Annotated in this window: 7 protein-coding genes and 2 pseudogenes; 8 read left to right on the forward strand and 1 reads right to left on the reverse strand. The window is 74.6% G+C overall.

Going from position 1 to position 9,914, the window contains the following annotated elements:
• Positions 1-228: 228 nt before the first annotated feature.
• The 6 genes and pseudogenes from ACVMLK_RS17330 to ACVMLK_RS17355 all read left to right on the forward strand — a co-directional run bounded on the left by ACVMLK_RS17330 (position 229) and on the right by ACVMLK_RS17355 (position 6,586).
• Complete coding sequence (locus ACVMLK_RS17330; RefSeq protein WP_198364468.1) at positions 229-954, forward strand: orotate phosphoribosyltransferase; 726 nt, start codon at positions 229-231, stop codon at positions 952-954.
• A 92-nt stretch (positions 955-1,046) separates the two neighbouring features.
• Positions 1,047-2,384, forward strand: a pseudogene (locus ACVMLK_RS17335) (Nramp family divalent metal transporter).
• Between the two features lie 51 nt (positions 2,385-2,435).
• Complete coding sequence (locus ACVMLK_RS17340) at positions 2,436-4,100, forward strand: peptide ABC transporter substrate-binding protein (RefSeq protein ID WP_457487116.1); 1,665 nt, start codon at positions 2,436-2,438, stop codon at positions 4,098-4,100.
• A complete protein-coding gene (locus ACVMLK_RS17345) occupies positions 4,085-5,026 on the forward strand; it encodes an ABC transporter permease (protein WP_457487117.1) in 942 nt (313 codons plus the stop codon). The genes ACVMLK_RS17340 and ACVMLK_RS17345 overlap by 16 nt, the downstream gene beginning before the upstream one ends.
• Positions 5,023-5,850, forward strand: a complete 828-nt coding sequence (locus ACVMLK_RS17350; RefSeq protein WP_198364464.1) for an ABC transporter permease — start codon at positions 5,023-5,025, stop codon at positions 5,848-5,850. Before ACVMLK_RS17345 ends, ACVMLK_RS17350 begins: the two co-directional genes overlap by 4 nt.
• A 13-nt stretch (positions 5,851-5,863) precedes the next feature.
• Entirely contained in the window at positions 5,864-6,586 is a 723-nt protein-coding gene (locus ACVMLK_RS17355; protein ID WP_198364463.1) for a haloacid dehalogenase type II, read from the forward strand.
• Positions 6,587-6,599: 13 nt separating this feature from the next.
• Here ACVMLK_RS17355 and ACVMLK_RS17360 read toward each other — a convergent pair whose 3' ends face one another.
• A complete protein-coding gene (locus ACVMLK_RS17360; protein WP_457487118.1) occupies positions 6,600-7,505 on the reverse strand; it encodes a polysaccharide deacetylase family protein in 906 nt (301 codons plus the stop codon).
• Between the two features lie 115 nt (positions 7,506-7,620).
• On the opposite strand from ACVMLK_RS17360, the gene cydD reads away from it, so the two are divergent.
• Entirely contained in the window at positions 7,621-9,300 is a 1,680-nt protein-coding gene (gene cydD / locus ACVMLK_RS17365) for a thiol reductant ABC exporter subunit CydD (RefSeq protein ID WP_457487119.1), read from the forward strand.
• 32 nt (positions 9,301-9,332) lie between these two features.
• Positions 9,333-9,914: pseudogene (locus ACVMLK_RS17370) on the forward strand (thiol reductant ABC exporter subunit CydC); the annotation flags it as partial.

The raw sequence follows: 9,914 nt of genomic DNA on the forward strand, positions 1-9,914 counted from the left end.
GGTCTCGGCCGACAGCCCGGCCAGGCTCGGCCAGGGCAGCGGCAGCCGGGCCAGGGCGCCCCAGCCCAGCGGCAGGGTGTGGAAGGGCCGCCCGAGCCGCTCGGCCATGCCCAGCGCCTGGGCGGCGGTGCCGGCGCGGGGATCGGCCAGGACCCAGACGCGACTCGCTTCTGTCATGGACGCGCCGCCGGGCGGGCGTTACCAACCGCGGCAAAAGGAGCCCCTGTCATGTCCTCGACCCACCCTTCCGACTGGGACCGCGACGCGGCCCTCACCACCGCCCGCATCCTCCTGGAGATCAAGGCCGTCAACTTCCGGCCCGAGGAGCCCTATACCTTCACCAGCGGCTGGAAGAGCCCGGTCTATATCGACTGCCGCAAGATCATCTCCTTCCCCCGCGCCCGCAACCGCATCGTCGAGCTGGCGGTGGAGAAGATCGGCCGCCACATCGGCTACGAGACGATCGAGGCGGTGACGGGCGGCGAGACCGCCGGCATCCCCTACGCCGCCTGGATCGCCGACCGGATGATGGCGCCGATGTCCTATGTCCGGAAGAAGCCCAAGGGCTTCGGCCGCAACGCCCAGATCGAGGGCGACGTGCCGGAGGGCAAGCAGACCCTGCTGGTCGAGGACCTGACGACGGACGGCGCCAGCAAGATCCGCTTCGCCCAGGCGCTGCGCGACGCCGGCGCCATCTGCGACCACACCTTCGTCGTCTTCTTCTACGGCGTCTTCCCCGGCGGGCAGGAGAAGCTGAAGGAGATCAACCTCAACCTGCTGCATCTCGCCACCTGGTGGGACGTGCTCGAGGTCTGCCGCGAGAGGCCCTACTTCTCCGAGGCGGCGCTGAAGGAGGTGCGGCGGTTCCTGGAGGATCCGGTGGAGTGGAGCCGGGCGCGCGGCGGTGTCGGCAGCCTGGCGGAGGCGGAGGCCTACAAGGCCAAGGCCGGCTGAGGCCGTGGCGGCCCCGGCCCGCGTATCGCAGCCGGGCGCTTGATTGTAGCTCCGGCTACAGGCTCAATGCGCGCCATGCTCCGCCTTTCCGCATGGTCCTCCCGGCGGCGCCGGGCGCACCGCCCGTGACCGACCGGCACGGCGCCCCGCGCAGCCTGACCGAGATCCACCGCAGCGTGGCCGTGCCGCTCGGCGCCGGCTGGCTGCGGCGCCTGCTAGCCTTCATCGGCCCGGGGTACATGGTGGCGGTGGGCTACATGGATCCGGGCAACTGAGCCACCGCCATCGCCGGCGGTTCGGCCTTCGGCTACACGCTGCTCTCGGTCGCCCTGCTGTCCTCGCTGATGGCCATGCTGCTGCAGGCGATCTGCGCCCGCATCGGCATCGCCACGGGGCGCGACCTCGCCCAGCTCTGCCGCGAACGCTTCCCGAAGGCCGTCGCCATCCCGCTCTGGCTGCTGGCGGAGCTGGCGATCTGCGCCACCGACCTGGCCGAGGTGATCGGCACCGCCATCGCCCTGCAGCTGCTCTTCGGCCTGCCGCTGCTGGAGGGCGTGATCCTGACCGTGCTCGACACCTTCCTGATCCTCTGGCTGCAGCACAAGGGGGTGCGCTGGCTGGAGGCCTTCGTCATCGGCCTGATCGCGCTGATCGCCCTCTGCTTCCTGGCGCAGCTGGCGCTGGCCGACCCGGACTGGGGCGCCGTGCTGCGCGGCTACCTGCCCTCCGCCTCGATCGTCGCGGATTCCCGCCAGCTCTACCTGGCCCTCGGCATCCTCGGCGCCACGGTGATGCCGCACAACCTCTACCTGCACACCGCCATCGTGCAGTCGCGCGCCGCCGGCGAGGATCTTGCCGGCAAGCGGGAGGCGATCCGCTTCGCCAGCATCGACAGCAGCGTGGCGCTGACCCTGGCCCTGCTGATCAACTCCGCCATCCTGATCGTCGCCGCCGCCGCCTTCCATGTGCGGGGACAGACCGGGATCGCCGAGATCGGCGAGGCGCATGCCATGCTGGCGCCGCTGCTCGGCGCGGCGGCGCCGGTCTTCTTCGCCGTGGCGCTGCTCTGCTGCGGGCTGAACTCCACCGTCACCGCCACCATCGCCGGCCAGGTGGTGATGGAGGGCTTCCTGCGCATCCGCCTGCCCCCCGCGCTTCGCCGGTTGGTGACGCGCTTGATCGCCGTCGTGCCGGCGGTGCTCGTCACCTGGCATTATGGCGAGCGCGGCACGGCCGAGCTGCTGGTGCTCTCGCAGGTGGTGCTCTCGCTGCAGCTGCCCTTCGCCGCCATCCCGCTGATGCTCTTCGCGGGGGACCGCCGGCGGCTCGGCGCACTGGTCACACCGGGCTGGCAACTCGCCCTGGGCTGGGCGGCCACGGCGCTGATCGTGGGGCTGAACCTGCTGCTGCTGCGGGAAGCCTTCGGATAGCCCGGGTTTTGCCCTACCGCGCCGCGGCATGAGCCGGCATCATCCCGGCCCATGCGCCACTGCCTCGCCGCCACCCTCGCCCTGTTCGCCCCCGGCCTGACCCTGGCGGATGCCGCCGCCCAGCCGCGCCGCGACAGCCTGACCATCGGCCTCAGCCAGTATCCGGGCAACTTCCACCCCAACATCGAGAACATGGCGGCCAAGGCCTATCTCCTCGGCTTCGCGCTGCGCCCCGTCACCGCCTATGACGCCGACTGGCAGCAGGGCTGCCTCGCCTGCACCCGGCTGCCGAGCCTGGAGAACGGGCAGGCGGTGCTGGAGACGACGCCGGATGGCCGGCCCGGCATCCGCGTCACCTGGGAGCTGCGCGCGCTGAACTGGGGCGACGGCACGCCGGTCACGGCCGAGGACATGCGCTTCGCCTGGGAGGCCGGCCGCGCCTTCGAGACCGGCTTCGGCCCGGCCGAGACCTACCGCTCCGCCTATGAGTTCAGCAGCGACGATCCCCGGCGCTTCACCATCCGCTTCGACAAGGTGACGTTCGACTATGCCGGCCTCGGCCAGTTCCAGCCGCTGCCGGCGCGCATCGAGCGGCCGCGCTGGGAGGCCGACAGGGCCGGCTACCGCACCCGCTCCGCCTACGAGACCGAGACCGCCAATCCGGCGCTCTGGAACGGCCCCTACCGCATCGCTGCGGTGCAGCCCGGCGCCGGGGTGACGCTGGAGCGCAACGCGCACTGGACCGGCCCCGCCCCCGCCTTCGACCGCCTCGCCATCCGCACGGTGGAGAACACGGCGGCGCTGGAGGCGCAGCTGCTGGCCGGGCAGATCGACATGGTGGCGGGCGAGCTGGGGCTGCCCCTCGAGCAGGTCGTGGCGCTGGAGCGCCGCGCCGGCGCGCGCTTCCGCTTTGCCTATAATCCGGGCCTCACCTACGAGCATATCGACCTCAACCTGGACAACCCCCTGCTGGCCGACCGGCGGGTACGCCAGGCCCTGCTGCTCGCCGCCGACCGGGCGCAGATCGTGGCGCGCCTCTATGGCGGGCGGCAGGAGGTGGCGGCCGGGGCCGTGCATCCGCGCGATGCCGGCTACGACCCCGACACGCCCGCCTGGCCCTTCGACCCGGCGCGCGCCGCCGCCCTGCTGGAAGAGGCCGGCTGGCGCCCCGGCCCGGACGGCGTCCGCCGCAACGCCGCCGGGGACCGCCTGGCCTTCGAGCTGATGACCACCGCCGGCAACCGCTCGCGCGAGCAGGTGCAGCAGATCCTGGCCGGGATGTGGAAGGCCGTCGGCGTCGAGGCGCGGATCCGCAACGAGCCGCCCCGCGTCTTCTTCGGCGAGACGGTGAGCCGGCGCCGCTTCACCGGCGGCGCCCTCTTCGCCTGGGTCAGCAGCCCCGAGAACGTGCCGCGCAGCACCTTCCATTCCGACGAGATCCCGCGCGCCGAGCGCAACTGGTCCGGCCAGAACTATACCGGCTACCGCGACGCCGGGGTGGACGCGCTGATCGAGGCCCTGCCGCTGGAGCTGGACGCGGCGAAGCGCCGCCCGCTCTGGGCGCGGCTGCAGCGCCGCATCGCCACCGACCTGCCCGCCCTGCCGCTCTGGCACCGTTCGGACGCGCATGTCTGGCCGCTCTGGCTCGACGGCGTGCGGCCCACCGGGCACCAGAACTATTCCTCTCTCTGGGTGACGGAATGGCGGGCGCGCTGAGGCTGGCGGCGCTGCGCCTGCCGCAGATCGCCCTGACCCTGCTGCTGCTCTCGCTGGCCGCCTGGTTCGCCATCGGGCTGATGCCGGGCGACCCGGTCTCGCTCTCGCTGATGGCCGATCCCCGCCTGACCGCCGCGGACGTGGCGCGCCTGCGCGCGCTGCACGGCCTGGATCAGCCGCTGATCGAACGCTACCTGGCCTGGGGCGCGGGGCTGCTGCGCGGCGAGTTCGGCTATTCCCGCCTCTTCGCCCAGCCGGCCGTGGCGGTGCTCCGGCCGGCGCTGCTCTCGACCCTGGTGCTGGTCGGCGCCGCCGTGCTGCTGGCGGCGCTGGCCGGCACCGGCCTTGGCGCGCTGGCGGCGCTCTCGCCCCGCTGGCGCCGGCCGGTGGACCTGCTGGCCCTGCTGGCCCAGGCGGTGCCGGGCTTCTGGCTCGGCATCCTGCTGATCATCCTCTTCGCCGTGCGGCTCGGCTGGCTGCCGGCGGGGGGCCTGCCCGCGGAAGGCGAATCGCCGCTGCGCTACCTCATCCTGCCGGTCGCCACCCTGGCCTTCGGCCAGATGGCGGCCTATGCGCGCCATGCCGCCACCGCCCTCTCCGCCGAATTGCGGCGCCCCTTCATCACCAGCGCGCGGGCGCGCGGCGCCGGCGAGGGGCGCCTCCTCTGGCACCATGCCCTGCCGAACGCCGCCGTGCCCCTGCTCACGCTGCTGGCGCTCGACGCCGGCGCCCTGGTCTCCGGCGCGCTGGTGACGGAGACGCTCTTCGCCCGCCCCGGCATGGGCAAGCTGCTCTATGACGCGGTGATGGGCAATGACTACAACCTGGCCCTGCTGGCGCTGCTGCTGGTGGCGCTCGTGACCATGCTGGCCACCCTCGCCGCCGACCTGGCGCAGCGCTGGATCGATCCGAGGCTCGGCGAATGACACGGCTCCGCGCCGGCCTCGCCCTGCTGAGCCTGCTGGCGCTGGCCGCGCTGGCCGCCCCCTGGGTGGCGGGCTGGCTCGGCCAGGATCCCTTCGCGCCGGACCTCTTCGCCCGCTACGCGCCGCCCTCCCCGGAGCACCCGCTGGGCGCCGACGAGCTGGGGCGCGACCTGCTGGCGCGTCTGTTCCACGGCGCCCGCGTGTCGCTGGCCGTCGGGCTGGCGGCGGCGCTGGCCTCGGCGCTGCTCGGCACGGCGGTCGGGCTGCTCGCCGCCTGGCGCGGCGGCTGGGTGGATGCCGCGCTGATGCGCCTGGCCGACGGGCTGCTGGCGCTGCCCGCGCTGCCGATCCTGGTGCTGCTGGCGGCGATCGACCCCGCCCGGCTTGGCCTGCCGCGCGGCGCGGCGGCGACCGACATGCTGCGCATCACCCTCATCCTGGTGCTGTTCGGCTGGGTGGGGGTGGCGCGGCTGGCGCGGGCCGGGGCGCTCGCCATCCTGGCCAGCGACTATGTGCGCGCCGCCCGGGCGCTGGGCGTGACCGAGGCGCGGCTGCTCTGGCGGCATGTGCTGCCGGGCCTGGCCGCGCCGGTCGCCGTCGCCGCGGCGCTGGCCGTCGCCGGCGCCATCCTGGCCGAGAGCGTGCTGAGCTTCCTCGGCCTGGGCATCCAGCCGCCCACCCCCTCCTGGGGCAATATGCTGGCCAACGCACAGGAGGCGGTCTTCGCCGCGCCGCTGGCCGCGCTCTGGCCGGGCCTGGCCATCCTGCTGGCCATTGCCGGATGCTCCCTGGTGGCCGACGGTATCGCCCGCGACAAACACTGAGGGGAAGATGGCCATGCGGGCCTTCGCGGATGTCCAGGCGCTGGTCTTCGACGTCTTCGGCACGGTGGTGGACTGGCGCGGCGGCGTGGCGCGCGAGGCGGCGCCCTTCCTGGCCCGCCACGCCCCCGGCGCCGATCCGGCCGCCTTCGCCGATGCCTGGCGCCGCCGCTACTCGCCGGCCATGGAGGAGGTGCGCTCCGGCCGCCGCCCCTTCACCCGGCTCGACATCCTGCACCGCGAGAACCTCGAGGCCGTGCTGCCGGAATTCCGCATCGATCCGGCGGGCGTGCCGGCGGCCGAGCTGGACGCGCTGAACCTCGCCTGGCACCGGCTCGACCCCTGGCCCGATTCGGTGGCCGGCCTCACCCGGCTGAAGCGGCGCTTCATCATCGCCCCGCTCTCCAACGGCAACATCCGGCTGATGCTGGACATGGCCAGGCGCGCCGGCCTGCCCTGGGACGCCATCCTGGGCGCCGAGGTGGCACAGGCCTACAAGCCCACCCCCGAGGCCTATCTGCGCACCGCCGAGGTGCTGATGCTGCGGCCGGAGCAGGTCTGCCTCGTCGCCGCGCACAATGGCGACCTGGCCGCGGCGCGGGGCTGCGGCCTGCGCACCGCCTTCATCGCCCGCCCGACCGAGCACGGGCCGGACCAGACCACCGACCTCCGCGCCGAGCAGGACTGGGAGGCCGTGGCCGGCGACATGGAGGATCTGGCGCGGCAGCTCGGCCTCTGACCCCGGCCGGGGGTCAGGGAACCGTCCCCTCCGGCAGGGTCAGCACATGGTCCAGGATCGCGCCGGCCGTGGTGATCCAGACCTCCTCCCGCCGCGCCACGACGGCCGCGAGCGCCTGGCGCAGCGCCCGCAGCCGGTAGGGCTGGCCGATCAGGTAGGGGTGCAGGGCGATGCCCATCACCTGCGGCCGCCCGTCACGCACCTGCCGCAGCCGCTCCAGGAAATCCGCCTCGATCATGGCGGCGAACCGCTCGGCCCCGTCCTTGCGGGCGACGATGGACGGGATGTCGTTCACCTCCTGCGGATAGGGGATGGCGAGCAGCCGCCCCTCCCCCCGCGTCCGCAGCCAGATCGGCTGGTCGTCGGCGCACCAGTTCAGCGTGTAGCGATAGCCCGCCTCGGCCAGCAGGTCCGGGGTGAAGGCGCTCTCGGCGATCCAGGGCGAGAGCCAGCCGCGCGGGGCGGCGCCCTCCGCCGCCGCGATGGCGGCGGTGGCCTCGGCGATGAGCTGCGCCTCCGCCGCCTCGTTCATCATGTTCTGCCGCTCGCTGTTGGTCCGCCCATGCCCGGCGATCTCATCGCCTCGCGCCCGGTGGGCCGCGACGAGCTGCGGCGCGTAATCGTACATCGCGCTGTTCAGCAGCACGGTCGCCGGCAGGTCCAGCTCCTCCAGCAGCTCCAGCACCCGCCAGGCGCCGACGCGGTTGCCGTAGTCCCGCCAGGCGTAGTTCAGCACGTCGGGCTGCGGGCCGCCGCCGCCATTGGCGCCCGGCGCCAGCTCCGCCCCCAGCCCCTGGCCGAAGGCGAAATGCTCCAGGTTCAGGCCGAGATAGACCGCCAGCCGCGCCCCGCCGGGCCAGGCATAGGCCGGCCTGCCGGGCCAGGGGTGGTAGTCGTAGCGGCCATGGCTGGGCAGCATGCGGGGCGGTCTCCTCTCCGGCGCGATGCCCCCGCGGGCAAGCAAGCGGCACGCCAGCCCTCCGCCGGCCCGCGCGCGGTTCCCGCCATCCGGAAAACCCGCTAGAACCCCGCCCATGTCCAAGCCCCTGCCGGCCGAGGCAGAGGCGGCGCGCTCCCTGCTGGCCGCGACTGCCCGTGACGGGCGGGCGCGCCTGTCGCGCCCCATCCTCTTCGGCCTCGCCTCGACCGCCTGCGGCATCGCCCAGGCCTGGCTCATCGCGCGCATTCTCGCCGCCCTGCTGGGATATGGCGGAGCGGGCTGGTCCGAGCTGGCCGCCGCCGCCGCCCTGGCCCTGCTGCAGACCGGCTTCGGCGTGGCGCAGGAGCACGCCCAGGCCGCCGCCGGGGCCGCCGCCCGCGCCGGGCTGCGTCGCCGCGCCTTCGCCCGGCTGCTGGAGCTGGGCCCGGCCGACGAGCGCCCGGCGGGCGAGCGCGTTGCCCTGGTGGTGGACCGCATCGAGGCGCTGGACGGCTACTTCGCCCGCTGGCTGCCCGCCGCCATCCTGGCCGCGCTGGCCCCGCTCGCCATCGCCTGCGCCGTGGCGGCGGAGGACCCGCTGAGCGGCGTCATCCTCTTCGCCGCCGGGCTGCTGGTGCCGGTCGGCATGGCGCTCACCGGCATCGGCGCGGCGCTCGCCAGCCGGCGTCAGTTCGACGCGCTCCAGGCGCTCTCGGGCCGCTTCCTCGACCGCATGCGCGGCCTGCCGCAGATCGTGCTGTTCCGCCGCCAGGAGGCCGAGGCGGCGGCGCTCGGGGAGGCGGCGCAGGACCTGCGCCGGCGCACCATGCGGGTGCTGCGTGTCGCCTTCCTCTCCGGCCTGTCGCTCGAGGTGATCGCCGCGGCGGTGCTCGGCTGCCTCGCCTGGCGGCACGGCAACCTGCTGATCGGCGGCCACCCCGACCCGACGGCGGCGCTGTTCTGCCTGCTGATGGTGCCGGGCTTCTTCGCCCCGCTGCGGGCCTTCTCGGCCGCCTATCACGAGCGCATGGCCGCCCAGGGGGCGGCCGCCGCGCTTGCCCCACTGCTGGCCGCCCAGCCCGAGGAGCCCGGCCTGGTCCTGGCCGAGATCCCGCCCAGCGTGGTGCTCACCTTCGAGCAGGTCGGGCTGACCTACGACCCGGCGCGCGGCCCGGCGCTGACCGACCTCTCCTTCCGCGTCCTGCCGAACGAGGCGCTGGTGCTGGCCGGCCCCTCCGGCTCCGGCAAGTCGTCGGTGTTGCGGCTGCTGATGGGCTTCCGCCGCCCGGACACCGGGCGGATCGCGCTGAACGGCCGCGACGCCACGGCGCTGCGTCCGGCCGAGTTGCGCCGCCTCTCGGCCTATGTCGGGCAGCGCGCGCATCTGTTCCGCGACACCATCCGCGGCAACATCGCCCTGGCCCGGCCGGAGGCGACGGAGGCCGAGGTCGAGGCCGCCGCCCGCGCGGCCCGCATCACCGATTTCACCGACACCCTGCCACGGGGCCTGGACACGCCGGTGGGCGAAGGCGACTTCGGCCTCTCGGGCGGACAGGCGCAGCGGGTGGCCATCGCCCGCGCCTTCCTGCGCGACGCGCCGCTGATCCTGCTGGACGAGCCCACCGCGCATCTCGATCCCGGCACCGAGGCCGAGGTCCTGGAGAGTCTGCGCCGCCTCTGCGCCGGGCGCACCGCCATCATCGCCACCCATTCCCCGGCGCTGCGGGCGCGCTTCAGCCGGGTGCTGGAGCTGGAGGGCGGGCGCGCCCTCCTGCCGCGGATGGCCGGCGAATGAGGCCCGGACCCACCCCGCCGGGCCCGCGGCCCATGCGCGAGGACCTGCTGCGCGTCCTCGGCCTCTGGCGCGTCCGGCGCGGCTGGCTGCTGGCCGGTGGGGCGATGGCCGCCCTGGCGGCCCTGGCCGGCGTGGCGCTGCTGGCGCTGGCCGGGCGCGGCGTCTCCGAGGGCCTCAGGACGGGGGTGCTGGCCGGCGCCGCCGTGGGCTCCCTGCTGCTGCTGCGGCCGCTGATCCTGCTGCGCCCCCTGGCCCGCTACCTGGAGCGGCTGGTGACGCATGCCGCCACCTTCCGCGCCCTGGCCGATACCCGGATCTGGTTCTTCCGCCGGCTGGCGGAGCGGCTGCCCGGCGGCCTCGGCCTGCGCGGTGCCGGCGACCTCCTGGGCCGGCTGGTCAGTGACGTCGAGGCGCTGGACGGCCTCTATCTCCGCGCCCTGGTGCCTGGCGCGGCGGCGATCGCTGTGGTTCTGGCCATCGCCATCCTGCTCGGCGCCATGGCGCCCGCCCTGGCGCTGGTCGTCGCCCTGCCGCTGGCGCTGGCCCTGCTGCTGCCGCCCCTGCTGGCGCCCGGCGCCGCCCGCGCCGCCACCCGCGGGGCGGCGGCGCAGGGC

The sequence above is a fragment of the Teichococcus aerofrigidensis genome (assembly GCF_054073225.1).

Bases quoted from the DNA above. Each gene is read 5' to 3' on its own strand.
- ACVMLK_RS17330 (WP_198364468.1), top strand. From the start codon at position 229: ATGTCCTCGACCCACCCTTCCGACTGGGACCGCGACGCGGCCCTCACC.
- ACVMLK_RS17340 (WP_457487116.1), top strand. From the start codon at position 2,436: ATGCGCCACTGCCTCGCCGCCACCCTCGCCCTGTTCGCCCCCGGCCTG.
- ACVMLK_RS17345 (WP_457487117.1), top strand. From the start codon at position 4,085: ATGGCGGGCGCGCTGAGGCTGGCGGCGCTGCGCCTGCCGCAGATCGCC.
- ACVMLK_RS17350 (WP_198364464.1), top strand. From the start codon at position 5,023: ATGACACGGCTCCGCGCCGGCCTCGCCCTGCTGAGCCTGCTGGCGCTG.
- ACVMLK_RS17355 (WP_198364463.1), top strand. From the start codon at position 5,864: ATGCGGGCCTTCGCGGATGTCCAGGCGCTGGTCTTCGACGTCTTCGGC.
- ACVMLK_RS17360 (WP_457487118.1), bottom strand. From the start codon at position 7,505: ATGCTGCCCAGCCATGGCCGCTACGACTACCACCCCTGGCCCGGCAGG.
- cydD (WP_457487119.1), top strand. From the start codon at position 7,621: ATGTCCAAGCCCCTGCCGGCCGAGGCAGAGGCGGCGCGCTCCCTGCTG.